Origin of the sequence: Cellulomonas sp. HZM (assembly GCF_000708885.1) — a bacterium.
Taxonomy (GTDB): Bacteria; Actinomycetota; Actinomycetes; order Actinomycetales; family Cellulomonadaceae; genus Cellulomonas.
Genome location: NZ_JEOE01000015.1, coordinates 1 through 20,157 on the forward strand (window position 1 = coordinate 1; position 20,157 = coordinate 20,157).

16 protein-coding genes and 1 tRNA gene are annotated in these 20,157 nt (G+C 74.6%); 10 read left to right on the forward strand and 7 right to left on the reverse strand.

The features are described from left to right. Nucleotides 1–4,220: hypothetical protein (locus AW16_RS18630; protein ID WP_197021601.1), on the forward strand; the 4,220-nt coding region annotated here is incomplete at its 5' end. A gap of 61 nt (nt 4,221–4,281) precedes the next feature. Then, the gene (locus tag AW16_RS0109745; protein ID WP_156044126.1) at nt 4,282–4,611 is read left to right on the forward strand and encodes a hypothetical protein; all 330 of its coding nucleotides are present in this window, start codon (nt 4,282–4,284) and stop codon (nt 4,609–4,611) included. A gap of 64 nt (nt 4,612–4,675) precedes the next feature. Here the strand turns inward: AW16_RS0109745 and mscL are convergent, their stop codons facing one another. From mscL to AW16_RS18095, 3 genes are all read right to left on the reverse strand, one after another. Next, on the reverse strand, nt 4,676–5,278 hold the full coding sequence (gene mscL / locus AW16_RS0109750; RefSeq protein WP_156044127.1) for a large conductance mechanosensitive channel protein MscL: 603 nt from the start codon (nt 5,276–5,278) through the stop codon (nt 4,676–4,678). 57 nt (nt 5,279–5,335) lie between these two features. Next, complete coding sequence (locus AW16_RS0109755) at nt 5,336–6,010, reverse strand: SAF domain-containing protein (RefSeq protein ID WP_081861579.1); 675 nt, start codon at nt 6,008–6,010, stop codon at nt 5,336–5,338. 201 nt (nt 6,011–6,211) lie between these two features. Beyond that, complete coding sequence (locus AW16_RS18095) at nt 6,212–6,553, reverse strand: FmdB family zinc ribbon protein (RefSeq protein WP_081861580.1); 342 nt, start codon at nt 6,551–6,553, stop codon at nt 6,212–6,214. 147 nt (nt 6,554–6,700) lie between these two features. On the opposite strand from AW16_RS18095, the gene AW16_RS0109770 reads away from it, so the two are divergent. Then, a complete protein-coding gene (locus tag AW16_RS0109770) occupies nt 6,701–9,277 on the forward strand; it encodes a penicillin acylase family protein (protein ID WP_029289944.1) in 2,577 nt (858 codons plus the stop codon). A gap of 72 nt (nt 9,278–9,349) precedes the next feature. On the opposite strand, the gene AW16_RS0109775 is transcribed toward AW16_RS0109770, so the two are convergent. Then, nucleotides 9,350–9,985: a 5-formyltetrahydrofolate cyclo-ligase gene (locus tag AW16_RS0109775; protein ID WP_029289946.1), complete on the reverse strand. Its 636-nt coding sequence runs from the start codon at nt 9,983–9,985 to the stop codon at nt 9,350–9,352. Between the two features lie 116 nt (nt 9,986–10,101). Between AW16_RS0109775 and galU the strand changes: the two genes are divergently transcribed. From galU to AW16_RS0109800, 5 genes are all read left to right on the forward strand, one after another. Beyond that, nucleotides 10,102–11,010 carry a UTP--glucose-1-phosphate uridylyltransferase GalU gene (gene galU, locus AW16_RS0109780; protein WP_029289948.1) on the forward strand — a complete coding sequence of 303 codons (909 nt, stop codon included), beginning with the start codon at nt 10,102–10,104 and terminating at the stop codon, nt 11,008–11,010. A gap of 119 nt (nt 11,011–11,129) precedes the next feature. Next, on the forward strand, nt 11,130–12,350 hold the full coding sequence (gene glp / locus AW16_RS0109785) for a gephyrin-like molybdotransferase Glp (protein ID WP_029289949.1): 1,221 nt from the start codon (nt 11,130–11,132) through the stop codon (nt 12,348–12,350). Then, complete coding sequence (locus AW16_RS0109790; protein ID WP_029289951.1) at nt 12,350–12,949, forward strand: GNAT family N-acetyltransferase; 600 nt, start codon at nt 12,350–12,352, stop codon at nt 12,947–12,949. Before glp ends, AW16_RS0109790 begins: the two co-directional genes overlap by 1 nt. 111 nt (nt 12,950–13,060) lie before the next feature. Beyond that, the gene (locus tag AW16_RS0109795) at nt 13,061–14,140 is read left to right on the forward strand and encodes a hypothetical protein (protein WP_029289953.1); all 1,080 of its coding nucleotides are present in this window, start codon (nt 13,061–13,063) and stop codon (nt 14,138–14,140) included. A 47-nt stretch (nt 14,141–14,187) separates the two neighbouring features. Next, nucleotides 14,188–14,260 (forward strand) — tRNA-Ala (locus tag AW16_RS0109800). A 76-nt stretch (nt 14,261–14,336) separates the two neighbouring features. Here the strand turns inward: AW16_RS0109800 and AW16_RS0109805 are convergent. After that, entirely contained in the window at nt 14,337–14,591 is a 255-nt protein-coding gene (locus tag AW16_RS0109805; protein WP_029289955.1) for a GlsB/YeaQ/YmgE family stress response membrane protein, read from the reverse strand. Nucleotides 14,592–14,686: 95 nt separating this feature from the next. Here AW16_RS0109805 and AW16_RS0109810 point away from each other — a divergent pair, with 95 nt between their 5' ends. Beyond that, nucleotides 14,687–15,673, forward strand: coding sequence for a bile acid:sodium symporter family protein (locus tag AW16_RS0109810; RefSeq protein WP_369794776.1), 987 nt, complete (start codon nt 14,687–14,689; stop codon nt 15,671–15,673). 48 nt (nt 15,674–15,721) lie between these two features. Continuing rightward, nucleotides 15,722–17,185, forward strand: coding sequence for a beta-N-acetylhexosaminidase (locus tag AW16_RS0109815; protein ID WP_029289958.1), 1,464 nt, complete (start codon nt 15,722–15,724; stop codon nt 17,183–17,185). Nucleotides 17,186–17,188: 3 nt separating this feature from the next. On the opposite strand, the gene AW16_RS0109820 is transcribed toward AW16_RS0109815, so the two are convergent. Both AW16_RS0109820 and rsmI read right to left on the reverse strand, forming a co-directional pair. Further along, nucleotides 17,189–19,054, reverse strand: a complete 1,866-nt coding sequence (locus tag AW16_RS0109820) for a dolichyl-phosphate-mannose--protein mannosyltransferase (protein ID WP_231496007.1) — start codon at nt 19,052–19,054, stop codon at nt 17,189–17,191. Between the two features lie 109 nt (nt 19,055–19,163). Continuing rightward, a complete protein-coding gene (gene rsmI / locus AW16_RS0109825) occupies nt 19,164–20,117 on the reverse strand; it encodes a 16S rRNA (cytidine(1402)-2'-O)-methyltransferase (RefSeq protein ID WP_369794777.1) in 954 nt (317 codons plus the stop codon). Between the last annotated feature and the right edge of the window lie 40 nt (nt 20,118–20,157).

Sequence of the window (20,157 nt, forward strand, 5' to 3'; positions counted from 1 at the left end):
CCTCGAGCACCGCGTCCCCGAGCGACGCGAGCCGCTGCAGCGCCGCGCGCGGTGCGTTCACGCCGTCGGGCTTCGACCCGCGCGCGGCGCTGCAGCGGCTCGCGTCGCTCGGGGACGCGGTGCTCGAGGACTTCTCGCTCGCGGAGCGGGTCGTCGTCGGCACGTTCGTCCACCCCGGCCAGGTGCTCGTCGACGACCTCGACCAGCTCGCCGGGACGCTCGACCGGCACGAGGTGGTCGCCGCGCTCGCGGGGGTGCCCGCCGACGAGCTCGCGTCGTCGTCGTCGGCGCAGGTCCAGGCGCGGGTCCCGGCGCAGGTCCAGGGAGACCGCGACCCCGCGCGCGAGCGCGGCGCCGGCGACCTCGACCCGGCCCAGCAGCACGTGCTGGACGCCGTCGCGGCGGGTGGGCACCTGTTCGTCGACGCGCCCACGGGCGCCGACGTGACGGGCACGCTCGCGGCCGTCGTCGCCGACGCCGCGGCCGAGGGCCGCACCGTGCTGTACGTGCCGGGTCACCGCCGCTCGGCCGTCGCGCTCGGGGAGCGGCTGACCGCGCTCGGCCTCGGTGACCTCCTGCTCGACGTCGCACCCGACGCCGCCTGGCGCACGATCGCCGCGCGCCGGCTCCTCGGTGCGATGACGCTCGAGCTGCCGCACATCGACACCGCGGGGCTCGCGGCGCTGCGCTCGGACCTCGTCGCGCACCGCGAGCAGCTGCGCGGGTACGTCGCCGGGCTGCACGCCGAGCGTGCGCCGTGGGGCGTGTCCGCCTACGACGCGCTGCAGCAGCTCGCGCGCCTGACGTCCGCGCGACCGACCCCCCGCACGACCGTGCGGCTGACCGCCGACGTGGCCCGCACCGTGGGGGCGCAGCGCGACGAGCTCGCCTCGCTGCTGCTGCGCGTGGGCGAGCTGGGCGCGTTCCGCGTGCGGCCGTCGGACACGCCCTGGTACGGCGCCGACCTGCGCACGCGCGCGGACGCGGACGTCGCGATGCGCCGCATCGAGCGACTGCTCGACCAGTCGCTGCCCGTGCTGCTCGAGCGCACCACGCAGGTCGCGCACGAGACCGGGCTGACGCAGGCGACGACCCTGACCGCGTGGGTCGACCAGCTGCGGATGCTCGACGGCGTGCGCGGTGCGCTCGACGTCTTCCAGCCGCTCGTGTTCGAGCGGACCGCGTCCGACCTCGTCGCCGCGACCGCGACGCCGCAGTGGCGTGCCGAGCGGGGCATCGAGATGGGCCGTGTGACACGCCGTCGGCTGCGCAAGCAGGCCAAGGACATGGTGCGGCCGGGACGCCCCGTCGCGGACCTGCACGCCGCGCTGCTGGACGTCGCCGAGCAGCGGCGCGTGTGGCACGAGCACTGCCCGGGCGGCGGATGGCCGCGCCTGCCCGAGGGGCTCGAGGTCATCGAGGACGAACTGCGCCAGGTCGTGCAGGACGTCACCGCGCTCGACGAGGTGCTCGCGGGCACGCCCGACGGCGCCGGCCTGATGGACCTGTCGATCGTGTCGATCGTCGACCGGCTGGGCCGGCTGCGCGCCGGCAAGGAGGCGCTCGAGAAGCTCCCGGACCGCACGGGGCTGCTGCACCGGCTGCGCGCGGCGGGCCTGGGCGACCTCGTCGACGACCTCGCCGAGCGGCGCGTCGACCCGGCGCTCGCCGGGACCGAGCTCGACCTGGCGTGGTGGAGCACGGTCATCGAGCAGATCCTGGGTCAGGACCCGGCGCTCGCCGGCTACGACGGCGCCACGCTCGGAGCGCTGTCCGCGCGGTACGCGCAGCTCGATCGCGAGCACGTCGCGCGCCTCGCCGAGCCCGTGCTGGCCGCGACCGTGGGCCACGTGTCGGCCGCGCTGCGCCAGCACCGCGCGCAGGCAGAGGACCTGTTCGCGGAGATGGTCGAGGAGCGGCTCACGTCGCTGCGCGACACCTTCGCGCGGCACCCGGAGGTCGCACGTCGGCTGCGGCCGGTCGTCGCCGCGAGCCCGATGCTCGTGCCGCAGGTGCTCCCGCCGTCGCGCACGGTCGACCTCGTCGTGATCGACTCGGCCGCCCACCTGCCGGTCGAGGTGGTGCTCGCGGCCGTCGCGCGCGGGCGGCAGGTCGTCGTCGTCGGTGACGCCCGTTGCGCGTCGGGCAGCGCGGTGCGGGACCTCGCCGACGTGCTGCCGCGCGTCGCGCTGCTCGCGGGCGCGTCGCGCCGCGACCCCTACCTCACGGTGTTCCTCGCGCGGCACGGGTACGACGGCGTGCTGTCCGCCATGCCGCTTCCGCAGCAGAAGCCTCTCGTCGGCCTGCACGTCGTCGACGGCACCGGCATGCCCGACGGCTCCGGGATGGTCGCGACGACGACGGCCGAGGTCGAGCGCGTGCTCGAGCTCGTCATGGACCACGTGGTGATGCGGCCCGACGAGTCGCTCGCGGTGGTCACCGTGACCGCGCAGCACGCCGAGGCGGTCCGCGAGGCCGTGCTCGGCGAGGTCCGCGCCAACCCCGCGCTGGCCGCGTTCTTCGACGCAGGCCGGGGCGAGCCGTTCGTCGTCACCGACGTCACCAACGTCGCCGGGCTGCGTCGCGACGCCGTCGTGCTGTCGCTCGGTCTCGGCCGCACGCCGCACCGGCGCGTGCTGCACACCTTCGGCACGCTGTCCGGACCCGGCGGCGACGCGCTGCTGCTCGAGGCGCTGGGCTCGGTCGCGCGACGGCTCGACGTCGTCGCGTCGTTCGGCGCCGACGACCTCGACCCCGCACGCCTGCGCGGACCCGGCCCGGTGCTGCTGCGCGACCTGCTGACGTTCGCCGCCGCGCGGTCGGCGGGCTCGACGGACCTGACGCAGCTCCTGCCGGCACCTGCGGCCGACGACGGTCAGGCCGACCCCGGTCCGCGCGGGATCGGCGTCGGCGAGATCGCGCCCGAGGGCCGGGTCACCGGTGCGGCCGACGACGCGGCGCCTGCGGGGTCCGACGCCACGGAGCCCGTGGGGGCCGACGGTCCGCGCGGCGGCTCCGTCGCTGACGAGCCATCGGGCGCGGCGATCCCCACTGACGAGACCGGTGCGAGCACGGATGCCGCGGACGCGCTCCGGGCCGGTGCGAGCGACGCCGACCCGACCTCGACGCCCGCGGGCGCGACGGCAGCCGACGCGGACGCTCCCGAGCCCGACCGCCTGCTGCTCGACCTCGCCGAGCGGCTGTGGCGGCACGGCCTGACCGTCGAGGTGGACTACGGCATCCCCGGCGGGACGCGGATCCCGATGGTCGTCGGCCACCCCGACCTGCCGGACCAGATGCTCGTCGCGGTGCTGACCGACGACGCCGCGTACGTCGACGAGCCCAGCATCCGCGTCCGCGACCGCCTCGTGGCCGACCGGCTCGAGAGCCTCGGCTGGTCGGTGCTGCGCGTGTGGTCGGCGGCGGCGTTCCTCGACCCGCAGGCGGAGGTCGACAGGATCCGCCGCCTGGTGCACGCACGCGTCCCGGCCGAGCCGGTGGCCCGTCCGCGCACGGAGGCCCTCCCGGCCGTGCTCGTGGACCCCGAGACCGACGCCGAGGACCTCGTCGGTCCGTCCCGTGCCACGCCGGCCGATGCGACGCCGGCCGATGCGACACCGGCCGATGCGACGCCAGCCGATGCGACGCCGGGCGCTTCGGCCATCGATGCCGCTACGGACGCGGGTGCGCCCGTCGGTGCCGTGCACGACGACGTGGTGCCGGCGCCGGGTCCGGTGGCACCGGACCTCGACGCCGCGGGTGCGCCACTGCCTGACGCGACCGCACCGGACGAGGCATCCGTGCGCGAGCCGTCGGCTGAGTCCCCGAACCCGACCTCGACCGAGAACCCGACCTCGACCGAGAACCCGACCTCGACCGAGAACCCGACCCCGACTGCGGCACCCGAGCCGGTGCCGGCTCCGGACGCCCAGGTTCCCCCGGCCGTCGACGCCACCCCGTCGGGCCAGGTGCGGGCGGTCCAGCTCGCGCTGGCCGTCCCGACGCGACCGCGCCCGGACGTCCGTCGTGGCCTGCCGATCGGTGCCTACTCCGACGACCAGCTCGACGACCTCGTGTCGTGGCTCCGCTCGGACGGCGAGGAGCGCTCGCGCGACCAGCTCGCGGCTGCGCTCCGGGCGGAGCTGGGGATCTCGCGCCGGTCGTACCGGGTCGACACCGCGGTGCGAGGCGCCGTCAGCCGGGGTCTCGCGGGCGACTGACGCGTCGCGGGCTCCCCGCGTCGCCACGACTGCATGCGGGCGCCGGTGAGATCATCGTCGGGTGACCGGTCCTGAACGTCCCCGCCGTCGCCGCGTGGTCCGGCCGGCCGGCACCGTGGGTGCCGTCGCGGACTCGGCGCTCGTGTCGGTGCACCCGGCGTTCCCGCCGACGGGCACCACGCCAGCAGGCTCCGCGCCCACGGTCACGGCACCCACAGGCACCTCGCCGACGACCGACCCTCCGGCGCGTACCCCTCGCACCGGCGGCAGCCCGGGAGACGATCCTGCGACGGCCCGGCGCAGCCAGGACGACTCCGACATCGGCTGGGGAGGGCGCGCCGACGACGGCAACGACGCACGCCTCCGGTCGGACAAGCCGCCGCACTGGTGAGAGCCGGTCGTCGGGCAGCCGTGCAGGCCCCTGCATGACCGTCGGGGCTGCGGGACGCCCGATCTCAGGCGGTGGGCGGCTGCGGCGGGATGCTCGGCGGCAGGTCGCCACGCCCCGGCTCGGCGGTGCCCGGTGCGATGCCCGGTGCAGTCGCCCCGGGCGCGGACGACAGGCCCGTGTCGTTCGCGGTGGCCGGGTTGGGCCGCTGCGCGAGCAGGTCGCGGATCTCCTGCAGCAGCAGGATGTCCTCGGCCGGCGCGGCGGGCTCGTCCACCTGGCCCTTCTTGCGGCGTGCCGCGAGCGCGTTCATCGGCAGCACGATGACGAAGTAGATCGCCGCCGCGGTGATGACGAAGGTCAGCCCCGCCTGCAGGATCGCGCCGACCTTGATGGGCGCGATCGGGTGCTCGGTCGTCGACGTCTGCCACGAGTAGGGGCCGATGTCCCAGACGTCGGTGAGGTCCTGCGCGCCGAAGATCCAGCCGACGAGCGGGCTGATGAAGCTGTCGACGATCGCCTTGACGACCGCACCGAACGCCGCGCCGATGACCACACCGACCGCGAGCTCGACGACGCTCCCGCGTGAGATGAACTCCTTGAACCCGTTGAGGACCTTGCCGACCCCGCTGAGCCGTTCCCCGACCGCGTCTGTCACGTTGTGCGTCACGCCAAGCTCCCCGGATGTCGTGCGTATCGTCGGACCGCTCCTCGTCGAGCACGTCGATCATGGCACGACCACCGCGGACAGCATCCCGAGCGCGGCCGCTCCGGCCAGGTCGGAGGCCTCGTCGGGCGAGACCGCGACCAGCACGGGCGTGGAGTCGTCGCCCTCGCCGACCCCGAGCGCGGTGTGCGTACCGGCGGTCCGGGGCGTCGGGAGGACCAGCGCACGTCGGGCGACGACGTGCCCCTGCCCGCTGTCGCCGGACGCCGCGACGACGTCGATGCGGACCCCGGGCGCGAGCCAGGACGCGACGGTCGCGTCGGCCAGGCGGACCGCCGCGACCACCGTGCCCTCGGGGCCGGACAGGTCACGCGACGCGAGCACGCCGGGCACGACGGGTGTGCCGGGCGTCAGCGGGACGGCGGTGGTCCGGCCGACGACGGCATCGGTCGACGCGCGCGCGTCGTCGGGCACCAGCGGCACCGGCACGCGGGCGATCCGGACGTCGCCCGTCGCGATCGCGTGCCCGGCCTCCAACGACCTCGTCGCGACGACGACGGGCGAGGTGCGCGGTGGTGGAGGGGCGAGCGAGCGTGCGACGAGCGACACCGCGATCCCGACGAGCACGGCTGCGACGACGAACCTCGCCCGCCACGCGACGCGACGTGCGAGCAGCCCCGCGGGCAGGGGACGCCGTCCCAGTGGTGGGGGACCGGTGGCCGCTCGTCTGCTCATGCCCGGACGCTAGGCAGGCGCGTCCGGGACCGGCCGCGGTCGGAGGTCGGGGTGTGGACGGCCCATGTGCCCCGGCGGGCCTGTGGACGGTTCGACGCCGGCTGACGACGCTCAGGGCCGGGTCGCCTGCCGTCAGCGCGGCGGCGACCGCCAGGCAGCGGCGGCCGCCGGACCGCGGCGACCGTCAGGCAGCAGCGGCCGTCAGGCGGAGGTGGTCGACGAGCTGCCCGATGCCGACGAGGCGGCGGGCGCTGCACCCGTCGACGCACCCGTCGACGCGGTGGAGGACGAGGACGACGAGGCCGAGGACGAGTCGGACGACGACGAACCCGGGGACGCCGCCGCCGGCACCGACGACGACTTCCCCGACCGCGCGTCGTTCCGGTAGAACCCGGACCCCTTGAACACGACGCCCACGGACGAGAACACCTTGCGCAGGCGCCCGTCGCACTCGGGGCACACCGTCAGCGAGTCGTCGGTGAACGACTGCTGGATGTCGAAGGCGTGGCCGCACACCGTGCAGGCGTAGGAGTAGGTGGGCACTGGGGTTCTCCCGGGGAAGGCTGGCACTCGTCGGATCCGAGTGCCAATGCTAACGGTCCGGCAACGGTCGGCATTCCGCACGTGCACGGCACGCGTCGCGCGTACGGAGCGCGCCCGACGCACGCGGGACGAACTACCCTCGGCAACGTGTCCCGCCGTGCCGTGCGTCTCTCCGTCCTCGTCGTCGCCATCGTGCTCGTCGCCGCGCTGGTGGTGTCGGTCGTCGGCGCGGTCGTCGTCATCCGCAGGCCGCTGCCGCAGACGTCCGGCACGCTGCACGTCCCCGGGCTGAGCGCACCGGTCACGGTCACGCGTGACGCGCGTGGCGTCCCGACGATCACCGCGACGACGAGCGCGGACCTGTTCCGCGCCCAGGGCTACGTCGCCGCGCAGGACCGCTTCTTCGAGATGGACTACCGCCGGCACGTCACGGCGGGCCGGCTCTCCGAGCTCGTCGGCGAGAACGCGGACGCGCTCGCGGCGGACAAGGTCATCCGCACGTTCGGGTGGCGGCGTGTGGCCGAGCAGGAGTGGCAGACGGTCGAGCCGTCGACGCGTGCGGCCCTGCAGGCGTACGCGGACGGTGTGAACGCCTACCTCGACGGCAAGGCGCCCTCGCAGATAGCGGTCGAGTACACGGTGCTGGGCCTGCAGGTGAACGTGCGCGCCCCCGAGCCGTGGGACCCGGTGGACTCGCTCGCGTGGCTCAAGGCGATGGCGTGGGACCTGCGCGGCAACTACGACGACGAGCTCGAGCGTGCGCGCACGTTCGAGTCCGTGCGCGACGTCGACAAGGTCGACCAGCTCTTCCCCGAGTACCCGCAGGACGTGAACGCGCCGATCCTGACCGCGAAGGAGGACGACGCGGCCACGGCGACGGCCGCCGCGCACGGCGACGCGACGATCACCTCCGCCGAGCTTCGCAGCGGCGACGTGCAGCGTGCGATCGTCTCGGCGAGCGCCGCGGTGGACGCCGTCCCGCACCTCGTGGGCGACGGCGCGGGCGTCGGCTCGAACTCCTGGGTGGTGAGCGGCGAGCACACCGCGTCGGGCAAGCCGGTGCTCGCGAACGACCCGCACCTGGGCATCTCCGCGCCCGGGATCTGGGCGCAGGTGCGGCTGCGGTGCGCGCAGGTGGGCACGCAGTGCCCGTACGACGTGTCGGGCTTCTCGTTCGCCGGCATGCCGGGCGTCGTCATCGGCCACAACGACCAGCTCGCGTGGGGCCTGACCAACCTCGGCGCGGACGTCACGGACTTCTTCCTCGAGCGTGTCCTCGGTGACGCGGTGCAGGTCGACGACGGCACCGAGCCCATCGTCACCCGCACCGAGACGATCAAGGTCAACGGTTCCGACGACGTGCAGATCCAGGTCCGCAGCACGCGGCACGGACCCATCGTGTCGGACGTCGTCGACGACCTCGCGGCGGTGGGCGACGGACCGGTGCCCGACGGCACGTCGGGCCACGGGTATGCGGTGTCGCTCGCATGGACCGCGCTGCAGCCGGGGCACACGGCCGACGCGCTGCTCGCGATCGACACCGCGAAGGACGCCGACGACATCGCGCGCGTGGGCCGCCTGCTCGAGGTGCCGTCGCAGAACATCGTGTTCGCGACCGCCGACGGGCACATCGGATACCAGGCGCCCGGCCGCATCCCGCTGCGCGCGAAGGTCGCGGGCGAGCTGCCGTCGGACGGCACGTGGCCGCGACCCGGCTGGGACAGCGACTACGACTGGCAGGGCTACGTCGACCCGGCGCAGATGCCGCACGCGCTCGACCCGGCGAGCGGCATCATCGTCGCCGCGAACCAGCAGGTGGTCCCGCGGGGGACCGGGCCGTACCTCACGCAGGACTGGGACTACGGCTTCCGCAGCCAGCGCATCCGCGACCAGCTCGAGGCCGCGACGTCCGACGGGGGCAAGGTCGACGTCGCGTCGATGGGTGCGCTGCAGTACGACCAGCACAACCCGTATGCCGACGTGCTGGTGCCCGCGCTGCTGTCGCTCGACATCGGCAACACGTTCGACGACGACGGCCAGCAGCTGCTGCGCACGTGGGACCGCGTCTCGGACAAGGACTCGCCGGCCGCGGCGTACTTCGCGGCGGTGTGGGCCAACGTGCTCGAGCTCGCGTTCGACGACGACCTGCCCGACGGCGACGGCCCGAGCGGCGACTCGCGCTGGCTCGAGGTGGTCCGCCGGCTCCTCGACGACCCCGACTCCCCGTGGTGGGACGACCGCTCGACGCCTGGCGTCGTCGAGGGCCGTGACGAGGTGCTGACGCGTGCGATGGTCTCCGCACGGCGACAGCTCACCGCACGTCTGGGCCGCGACCCGAAGGACTGGTCGTGGGGCAAGCTGCACGTCATGGCGCCGGAGCACCCGGTGCTGGGCGGCGACTCGGTCCCGGCGATCGTGCGCAGGCTGGTCAACCCCACGCCCATCGGGGTCGGCGGCGGGTCGTCGATCGTCGACGCGACCGCGTGGGACGCGAGCTCGGGGTCGTTCGACGTCACGGCCGCGCCGTCGATGCGGATGGTCGTGGACCTGGGCGACCTGGACTCCTCGACGTGGGTCACCCTCACGGGGACCTCGGGGCACCCGGGCAGCAAGCACTACACCGACCAGCTCGGCGCGTGGGCCGCGGGCAGGACGTTCGCGTGGCCGTTCTCGGCCGCGGCGGTGCAGGCGGACGCGGAGCAGAAGCTGACGCTGCAGCCGTGACGCCGGCCGACGGCACCCGGCCGACGGGGCGCAGCCGACGACGCTAAGCCGACGACGCTCAGCCGACGAGGCTCAGCCGACCGGGCGCCACCCCTCGGGCGTCGCGACCGCGCCGACCGTCCGGTCGTGCCGCTCTCGCGGAAGCGGCCGCGACGTCGCGTCGTACAGCTCCTCGGGGAAGACGAGCGCGACGACGAGCGCGTCGGGGCGTGCGTGCTCGAGCGCGCGGTCGTACCAGCCGCCGCCCTGGCCCAGCCGGGCGCCCGCGGTGTCGACCGCGAGGGCAGGGGCGACGATCGCGTCCGCCTCGGCGATCGCTGCGGCGCCGAGCGTCGGCCCGCCGGGCTCGGGCGGGCGGCCGGGGGCGCGCTCACGCAGGTCGTCGGGGCCGTCGTACTCGGCCCAGTCGCGCTGCAGCCCCGAGCCCAGCACGGGCAGCAGGACGCGGACGCCGCGCGCGGCCAGGCGTTCGAGCAGCGGGCTCGTCCCGGGCTCGCTGGGGCGCGACGCGTACACCGAGACGCACGACGCGGACGCGACCTCGGGGATCGCGCTCACCACGTCGGCGAGCCGCTCGGCGGCCTCGTCGCGCAGCCGCTGGGAACGCGCCGAGCGGGCGGTGCGGATCGCGGAGCGCAGCCGGTCCTTGACGTCCTCCACCTCGTCCCCGTCGGACGCGGTCGGGTAGGGCTGGGCGGCGCTGCTCATGGGTCCAGTGTCGCAAACGTGCGGTGACGCGGGACCCCGAGAGGGATGAATGTCACACGACGGACCTCCCGCACCCGTTGCGCGCCCCCGAGCGCCCGCCGCTAGCCTCCGGACGTATGACGATCCACAAGGCAGTCATCCCCGCCGCCGGGCTGGGCACACGGTTCCTGCCGGCCACCAAGTCGACGCCCAAGGAGATGCTCCCGGTCGTCGACAAGCCGGCCATCCAGTACGTGGTCGAGGAGGCGGTCGCCGCCGGGCTCGACGACGTGCTGCTCATCACGGGCCGCTCCAAGCGCACCCTGGCGGACCACTTCGACGCCGTGCCGGAGCTCGAGGCGGCGCTCGAGGCGAAGGGCGACACCGAGCGGCTCGCGCGCGTGCGCGCCTCGACCGACCTCGCGCACGTGCACTTCGTGCGGCAGGGCCAGCCCAAGGGCCTCGGGCACGCGGTGCTGCAGGCCAAGCACCACGTGGGCGACGAGACGTTCGCGGTGCTGCTGGGCGACGACCTGATCGACGAGCGCGACACGCTGCTCGCACCGATGATCGAGCTCGCGGAGCGCACCGGTGGGTCGGTCATCGCGCTGCTCGAGGTCCCCGAGGAGCAGATCTCGCTGTACGGCTGCGCGGCGGTCGAGCCGCTCGAGGGCGAGGACGACGACAGCGTGCGCGTCACGGCGCTCGTCGAGAAGCCTCCGGCCGACGAGGCGCCCAGCAACCTGGCGATCATCGGTCGCTACGTGCTCAACCCCGCGGTGTTCGAGGTGCTCGAGCGCACCGAGCCCGGCCGCGGCGGGGAGATCCAGCTGACCGACGCGCTCGCGACGCTCGCCGAGATGCCTGCGGAGCAGGGCGGCGGCGTGTACGGCGTCGTCTTCCGCGGCCGCCGGTACGACACGGGGGACCGGCTCGACTACCTCAAGGCGGTCGTCCGGGTCGCGGCGGACCGGCCCGACCTGGGCCCCGACTTCCGCGCCTGGCTCGCGGAGTTCGTCCCGACCCTGGGCGCTCCCACCGACTGACGCCCGGCGCCGGACCGGCCCCGGACCAGCCCCTGACCGGCCCCTGACCGGCCCCGGACCTGCATCGCCCGGGTCGCCGCCTCCCCGCGGTGGCGCCCGGGCCGGGGCACAATGCGCGCATGAGATCGGTCCAGGACCACCTGGCGGCCGTGCTCGCCGCCGTCGGGCCGGTCGCGCCGCTCGACGTCGCGCTGCACGACGCCGCCGGCTGCATCCTCGCGGACGACGTCGTCGCGTCCGCCGACCTGCCGCGCGTGCCGGTCGCCGAGCGCGACGGGTACGCGGTCGCGGCGCACGAGACGGCACCGGACTCGGTGCTGCCCGTCGCGCACGACGTGCGTCCCGGGGCGGCGGCGCCGTTGCGCCTCGCACCCGGCCAGTGCGTGCGGATCGCCTCGGGCGCACCGCTCCCGCACGGCGCGGACGCCGTGGTCCCGCTCGAGGAGACCGACCGCGGCACGGCGCGTGTCGCGCTGCAGCGTGCGGCCGTGGCGGGCCAGCACGTGCGCGCCGCGGGTTCGGACGCGACCGGTGGCGAGCTCGTGCTCGAGGCCGGCACACGCCTGGCCGCGCGCCAGCTCGCGATCGCGGCGGCCCTCGGCTTCGGTCGCCTGCCCGTGCACCCCACGCCGCGCGTGGTGCTCATGGCTGTCGGCGACGAGCTCGTCGAGCCCGGGTCCACCCGGTTCGGCGAGGGCGGCGTCTTCGAGGCGGACAGCCACGCGCTCGAGGCGGCGGTCCGTGACGCGGGCGCGTCGCCCGTGCGGGTCGCGATCCAGCGCGACGACCGCGCGGCGCTGCGCGAGGCGCTCGACGACCAGCTGGTGCGCGCCGACCTCGTGGTCGTCACCGGCGGCCTGTCCGAGCTCGCGCACGACACCGTCAAGGACGTGCTCGCGCCGCTGGGCACCGTCCGGCTCGACCAGGTCGCGATGACGCCCGGGCACCGCCACGGGTTCGGCGCCGTGGGCTCGGAGCTGGGACCCGAGCGCGAGGTGCCGATCTTCGCGCTCCAGGGGCATCCCGTCGCGGCACAGGTCTCGTTCGAGGTGTTCGTCCGGCCCGCGCTGCGCAAGATGGCCGGGCACGCGGACGTGTTCCGCCCGTCGGTCGCCGCGCAGGCCACCGACGGATGGTCCTCGCCGCCGGGCATGCGGCAGTTCGTGCCCGCGACCGTGCTGGGCTCGCCCGACGAGGGGTACCGCGTGACCCCCGTCGGAGACCCGTCGTCGCCGTCGGTGAGCGCGCTCGCGCGGGCCAACGCGCTCGCGGTCGTCGGCGAGCAGGATCTCTCGGTCCGCCCGGGCCAGACCGTGCACTGCCTCGTGCTGGAGGGCTGATGGCGACCGGCTGGCCCGCGACGCTCGTCGACGGCGACGTACGCCTGCGCCCGTTGCGGCGCCGCGACCAGCACCCGTGGATGGCGCTGCGCTCCGCCAACGCGGCGTGGCTCGAGCCGTGGGACGCGACGAGCCCCGTGCCGCTCGACGCACCGCGGCCCACGTTCGCGGCGTTCGTCCGGACCCTCCAGACGCAGGCGCGCTCGGGCAGCACCCTGCCGTTCGCGGTCGACCTCGCCGGCGAGCTCGTCGGACAGCTCACGGTCTCCTCGATCACGTACGGCTCGATGCGCTCGGCGTCGGTCGGCTACTGGGTGTCGCAGCACGTCGCGGGGCGCGGCATCACCCCGACCGCGGTCGCGCTCGCGGTGGACCACTGCTTCCGCGTGCTCGGGCTGCACCGCATCGAGATCAACATCCGGCCCGAGAACGGCCCGTCGCTGCGCGTCGTCGAGAAGCTCGGCCTGCGTGACGAGGGCGTTCGCGTCCGGTTCCTGCACATCGGCGACCGCTGGTGCGACCACCGCACGTTCGCGATCACGGCCGAGGAGGTGCCCGACGGGCTGCTCGCTCGTTGGCACCGTACGCGCGGCGTCTGAGCGGCGTCCGAGCGATGTCCGAGCGGTGTCCGTGCGGAGTTCACCGGCCGACGAGCGACACACGCGGCGTGGCTCCGGGGAGCGGGACGCGACGCGCCCTACCGTCGGTGCGTGACAGATCTCGCAGGTCCGGTCGCCCTGGCGCTCGTCGGCCTGTGGATCGCCTACCTGGTGCCGCACAAGCTGCGGCACCGACAGCAGCTGCTCGAGTCCCGGTCGGACGACAGGTACTCGGAGGCGTTGCGCGTGGTCGCGGTGAGCGACCGGCACGGCCGGTCGGCACGCGGCACCGACGGCGCCTCGGGCTCCCGCCCGGCGGAGCGCAGCACGACAGGACGCAGCACCACAGGCCGTAGCACGACGGGGTTGCTGACCCCGGGCTCAGGGGTCCCGGTCACCCGACCGGGACCTGTCGAAGGAGGTACCGCCGTGGACCGACCCACCGCCACCCAGGACCGGCTCGCCACCGAGCACGCGCGCCGCGCCGCCCAGGCCCGCGCCGCGCACGCCGCCGCCCTCGCGCGGCGCGGTGCCGCCGCACGCCGCCGTGGCCTGCTCGCGGGCGCCCTGCTGCTCGCGACGGTCGCCGGCTGGGTCGTCGTCGGCGTCGCGCCCGCCGTGACGTGGGTCGTCGCCGCCGTGCCCACCGCGCTGCTCACGGGTGTCGTCGTGCTGGGTCGCCGCGCGGTCCTCGCGGGGCGTGCGGCCGACGCCGCGTGGGAGCGGCAGGACGCCGAGCTGCAGCGCGCCGCGGTGCGGCCGGCCACGCCCGCCGCGGGTTTGCCGTCCGTCGCACGCGGGCCGCGCGCGACGCACGTGGGTCGCGCCTTCCAGCCGTCCGACGAGCACACGCAGGTCATCCCGACGGTGGGCGCCACGGTGCGCTCGTCGTCGGCCGCCGCGACGGAGGGTGAGACTGGCGAGGGCTGGTCGCCGGTCGCCGTCCCGCGCCCGACGTACGCGATGAAGGCCCCCGCTCCCCGCCGCGAGCCCGCACCGCTCGGCGACGTCGAGGGCTCGACCACCGCGCGTCCGGCGGCGGCCGCATCGGACAAGCCGGCCGCGCAGGTCACGCCGGCGGCGTCGTCGGCCGTCTCGTCGGCGGTCGTCCCGGACGACGTCCCCGTCGCCACGACCGGCTCGATCGACCTCGACGCGGTGCTCGCCAAGCGGCGTGCCGTGGGCGAGTGAGCGTGTCGTCGACCCCCGGAATTCTTTGCTAGTCTGTTCCCGCTCGCGGGGCTGTGGCGCAGTTGGTAGCGCGTCTCGTTCGCAATGAGAAGGTCAGGGGTTCGAATCCCCTCAGCTCCACCGCAGTGACGAAGGTCCTCCCGGGATCCGGGAGGACCTTCGTCGTCTCGCGGCCGGCGCGAGATCCGGCCGGCGGTCAGCTCTTGCGCAGCCTCGTGACGGCCAGCACGCCGAGAGCCGCGAGCGCGACCTGGACGATGATCTCGATCCAGTCGATGCCATCCGTGTCGCGCAGGCTCCCGACGATCAGCGTCCCGACGAGCGCGGCGACGATGCCGATGACGATCGTCAGCCAGATCGGGATGTTCTGCTTGCCCGGGACGACGAGGCGTCCGAGCGCTCCGATCACGATGCCGATGATGATCGCGCTGATGATGCCTGAGATGGTCACGGGTCCTCCTGTGGTCCGGGCGCCTGTCGCGCCGCTCGTCCGAACGTAGGGCGACGCGGGCGGGGCCGCTCGTCGAGCGGTGGCAGGATGGCCGGGTGCCCGCCGACCCGAGCCCCGGTCGCGTGCGCGCGGCGGTGACGGCGTGGCTCGACCCGCTCGTCGTGATGATCGTCGCGGTGCTCGTCCTGGGGCTCGTGCTGCCGGCCACGGGCACGGCGGCGGACGTGCTCGAGGTCGCGCGGACCGTCGCGATCGTCGTGCTGTTCTTCGGCTACGGCGCACGGATGCGCACGCGCGAGGTGTGGGACGGCCTGCGCAGCTGGCGGCTCCAGGGGTCGATGCTCGCGGCGACCTTCGTCGTGTTCCCCGTCCTCGGCCTGACCGTCCAGCTGCTGCCCGAGAGCGTGCTGCCCGCCGACCTGCAGACCGGCATGCTCTACCTGAGCCTGCTGCCGTCCACGGTGCAGTCGTCGGTGGTGTTCACGTCGATCGCGCGCGGCAACGTCGCGGGCGCGATCACCGGCGCGACCATCTCCAACGTCGCGGGTGTGGTGCTCACGCCGCTGCTCGTCGCCCTGCTCATGGGCGCCGGCGGGGGAGCCGGCGGTTCCCTGCGCGGGATCCTCGTGCAGCTGCTGCTGCCCTTCGCGCTCGGGCAGGCCGTGCAGCCCTGGGTGGGTGACTGGGTGCGCAGGCACGCGTCGGTCACGCGCGTGAGCGACCGCGTGACGATCCTGCTCGTCGCCTACACCGCGGTGAGCGAGGCGCAGACGTCGGGTGCCTGGGACCACATCTCGGCGGGCGTGCTCGTCGTGCTCGTCGTCGTGTGCGCCGCCGTCCTGGCCGCGATGCTCACCCTGACGTGGCGCGGCGGCGCGCTGCTCGCGCTGAGCAGGCCCGACCGCATCGCGCTGCTCATGTGCGGCTCCAAGAAGAGCCTCGCGACCGGTCTGCCGATGGCCGCCGTGCTGTTCACGCCCGCCGTCGCAGCGAGCGTCGCGCTGCCCGTGATCGTCTTCCACCAGCTGCAGCTGGCGACGTGCGCCGTCGTGGCGCGCCGGCTGGCCGCCGACGTCGAGTAGCGTCGTCCCGTCGCACGACGATCCACCACGAACCACCTGAGGAGCCCCGTGCCGGACATCGCCATCGTCCCTCGCCCCGCGAGCGTCGAGGAGCTCGAGGGCGGACCGTTCCTCGTCGACGGCTCGACCGCCGTCGTCGTCGAGCAGCGTCCCGAGCTCATCCAGGTCGCGGTGCTCAGCGCGGACCTGTTGGGCCGGGTCGCGGGCAAGCCGGTGCAGGTCCGCTACGACGACGTCGAGGGCCCCGGCGCCGTGCGCCTGCTGCTCGACGACGCGGCGCCCGAGGGTGACGAGGCGTACTCGCTGGTCGTGACCTCCGACGGCGTCACCGCGCGTGCGCGCGAGGTGGCCGGGCTCGTGCACGCCGTGGTGTCGCTGCGCCAGCTCATGGCGTGCAACGGCGACGAGGGTGCGTCGGTCCCGGCCGTGCGGATCGAGGACGCCCCGCGGTTCGCGTGGCGCGGGCTCTCGCTCGACGTGGCACGCCACTTCTTCGGCGTCGAGGACGTCAAGGTCGTCATCGGGCTGATGAAGCACTACAAGCTCAACGTGCTGCACCTGCACCTGTCCGACGACCAGGGCTGGCGCCTGCACGTCCCGTCGCGACCCAACCTCACACGCGTGTCCGGGCAGACCGCCGTCGACGGCGACCCGGGCGGGTACTACTCGGCGTCCGACTTCCAGACGATCGTGCAGTTCGCCGCCGCGCGCGGCGTGCGCGTCGTCCCCGAGATCGACGTCCCGGGCCACGTCAACGCCGCGTCGCACGCCTACGGCGAGCTCAACCCGTCGGGTGAGCCGACCGACGCCTACACGGGGATCGAGGTCGGGTTCAGCCGGCTGCACGCGGACCTGCCCGCGACGACGCCGTTCATCGAGGCGGTGTTCGGCGACGTCGCTGCCATGTCCCCCGACGAGTACGTGCACATCGGCGGCGACGAGGTGCTGACGATGGAGGCCGAGGAGTACGCCTCGCTCGTGGGGACCGCGGCACGCGTCGTGCGTGCGGCCGGCAAGAAGGTGATCGGCTGGCAGGAGATCGCGCACACGCCGCTCGAGCCCGGCACGGTCGTGCAGTTCTGGGACCCCCGCGTCGACCCGTCGGTCTTCGTCGAGGCGGCCAAGGCGGGGGCGCTGTTCCTCATGTCGCCCGCGTCGAAGTCGTACCTCGACATGAAGTACGACGCCGACTTCCCGCTCGGGCTCGAGTGGGCCGGGTGCGTCGAGATGCGCGACGCGTACGACTGGGAGCCGACGACCCTCATCGAGGGCATGCCGCCCGAGTCCGTGGTCGGCGTCGAGGCGGCGGTCTTCACCGAGACGATCCGCACGCTCGACGACCTCACGACGATGCTGCTCCCGCGGCTCGCCGCGGTCGCCGAGGTCGCGTGGACCGCACCCGAGCTGCGCGACTGGGACGACTTCCGCGCGCGTGTGGCGCACCAGGGCGCGTTCTGGGACCGGCTCGGGCTCGCGTGGCACCCGAGCACGCAGGTGGACTGGGAGCGCTGAGGCTCAGACCCAGCTCTTGAGCCACATCCGCAGGTGCCACTGCTGGTACGGCATGACCTGACCGCTCCACACGGGGTAGAAGAAGAAGCCGGCGGCGACGATCACCGCGACGACGACCCCTACGGCGACCTGCGCGTTGCGCCGGCCGCGCACGTCGTCGTCGGGCGGCCCGACGATCAGGCTCAGCACGTACGCGACCGTGAGCGCGACCCACGGCACGAACGCGATCGAGTAGAACGTGAAGATCGTGCGGTGCGAGTAGGCGAACCACGGCAGCCACCCGGCGGCGATGCCGGACAGCACGGCGCCGGCACGCCAGTCGCGGTAGCGGACCAGCCACACGAGCGCGACGAGGATCGCGGCAGCGCCCACCCACCACAGGATCGGGTTGCCGAGCGCGACGATCGGCTGCGAGCAGCTCGACGCACCGCACGCGTCGAGCGCCCGCTGGCCCGAGAGGTGCGAGACCTCGGTGGGGTAGAACATCGACGTCGGCCGCCACTGCACGATCCAGCCGATCGGCTTGGACGCGTACGGGTGCGGTGAGTCCAGGCCGTTGTGGAAGTTCCACATGTCGACGTGGTAGTGCCACAGCGAGCGCAGCGCGGGCGGCAACCACCCGACGCCCTGGCCCGGGTTCTGGGCCGCCCACTGCCGGTCCCAGGCGCCGGCGTGCGTGAACCACGTGGTCCACGTCGCGAGGTAGACGACGAACGTCGTGACGACCATGACGACGCCCGCGAAGATCCCGTCCTTCGCGAAGCCCGCCCACACCCACCGGCGCACGCCGATCGTCTTGCGCGCCGTCATGTCCCAGAGCACCGACATGAGGCCGAAGACCGCGAGGAAGTAGATGCCGGACCACTTGGTGCCGCACGCCAGCCCGAGCAGCACGGCCGCGGCGAACCGCCACCACCGCCACCCCAGGCCGGGACCGTCGCCCAGCGGCTCGCCCGCATCGAGCAGCAGGGCCGTGCGCTCCGCGAGCCGGCGTCTGGCCTGCTCGCGGTCCAGCAGCAGCGCCCCGAACGCGGCGAGCACGAAGAACATGAGGAACGGGTCGAGCAGGCTCACGCGGGACATGACGATCGCCTGGCCGTCGAGCGCGAGGAACAGCCCCGCGAGCGTGCCCCAGGTCGTCGACGCGAACAGCCGTCGTGCGATGCGCGCGAGCATGAGGATCGCGATCGTCCCGAAGATCGCCGCCGACAGCCGCCAGGCCGCGGAGCTGTCGATGCCCCCGCCGAGCTTGATCCCGAACGCGATGAGCCACTTGCCGACCAGGGGGTGCACCACGTACTCGGCGTCGGTGCGCAGGCCGCTCGTGTCGCCCGCCTCGAACTTCGGGTTCGAGTCGTCGTCCCAGTTCGCCTCGTACCCGTTGGTCAGCAGCGAGAACGCGTCCTTGACGTAGTACGTCTCGTCGAACACCAACCGGTGGGGCGTGCCGAGGTGCCAGAAGCGCAGGATCCCGCCCAGGACCATGACGGCGAGCGGTGCGACCCACCCGATGACGCGCGAGCGGCGCGTCGCGTCGAGCCGCAGCGTCGCCTCGCCCAGCAGCCGGCGCAGGAGCCGCTCGCGCGTGGTCAGCTGCTCGTCGTCCTCGTCGGGCGGCGTCGCGGTGTCCGCGCGGCGGTGCTGCGGCGCGTCGTGGTCCTCGCCGCCGACGAGCACCACGTGGTCGAAGTCGTCGGGGTCCTCCGCGGCGGTCGGCGTGGCGGCGGCCGGCGTGGCACCGGCCGGCGTGGCACCGGTCGACGGGCTGGTCGGCGGGGTGTTCGTCGGGCTCGTCGTCGGGCTCGGCTCGTCGACGGCCCCCGGGCCGGCCGGCGTGGCGGGGACGTCGTCGTCGGTGGCAGGCGGCACGTCCGTCATCGTAGGGGTGCCCCCTGTCACGTCGGCGACGGTTCGCGCACCGGTTTCGTCGCGGTTCGTCCCGATGGCGGCGACGGGGACCCGGCGCACGCGTCCCGGGTCAGCGCGCGCGTGCCTCCAGGGCCGCGGAGTACAGGTCGCGCTTGGGCACGCCGGCCGTCGTCGCGACGTCGGCCACGACGTCCTTGAGCCGCTCGCCCGCGTCGGAGCGCGCGAGCACCTCGGGCACCAGGTCCGGGACCGACGCCCTGCGCCGCGGCGCGCCCTGCACCACGACCACGATCTCCCCACGCACCTCGCCGGCCGCCCACGTCGCCAGCTCGGCGAGCGGGCCGCGGCGCACCTCCTCGTACGTCTTGGTCAGCTCGCGGCACACAGCAGCGGGCCGGTCGCCGCCGAACGCGTCGCACATCGCGGCCAGCAGGTCGGCGACGCGGTGCGGCGACTCGAAGAACACCATCGTGCGGCGCTCGTCGGCCAGCTCCGCGAGCGCACGGGCACGCTCGCCCGGCCTGCGCGGCGCGAACCCCTCGAAGCAGAAGCGGTCCGTCGGCAGCCCGGAGAGCGCGAGGGCGGTGAGCACCGCGCTGGGTCCGGGTGCCGCGGTGACGTCGAGCCCGCGACGCACGGCCGCCGCGACCACGCGGAACCCGGGGTCGGAGACGGCCGGCATCCCGGCGTCGGTCACGACCACCACGGTCCCGCCGCCCTCGACGACGTCGAGCAGCTCGTCGGCCGATCGCTGCTCGTTGTGCTCGTGGTGGCTGACCACCCGGCCGCCCACCGTCACCCCGAGGCGGGCCGCGAGCGCGCGCAGCCGCCGGGTGTCCTCGGCGGCGACCACGTCGGCGCTCGTCAGCAGGTCGCGCAGGCGCTGCGAGGCGTCCCCGGAGTTGCCGATCGGCGTCGCGGCGAGCACGAGCCGTCCCGCGCCGCGCCTGCTGGCGCTCGCGCCGCTGAGCCGGTCGCCCGGTGCGTCGTGCGGCTCGTCGACGCGCAGCGGGCCGGCCTCGTCGACCGGCTCGGTGTGCTCGTCGTGCCTGTCGTCGTCCACGCGCTCAGCCTGCCACGCCCACCGCCCGCGCCGGCCGCGC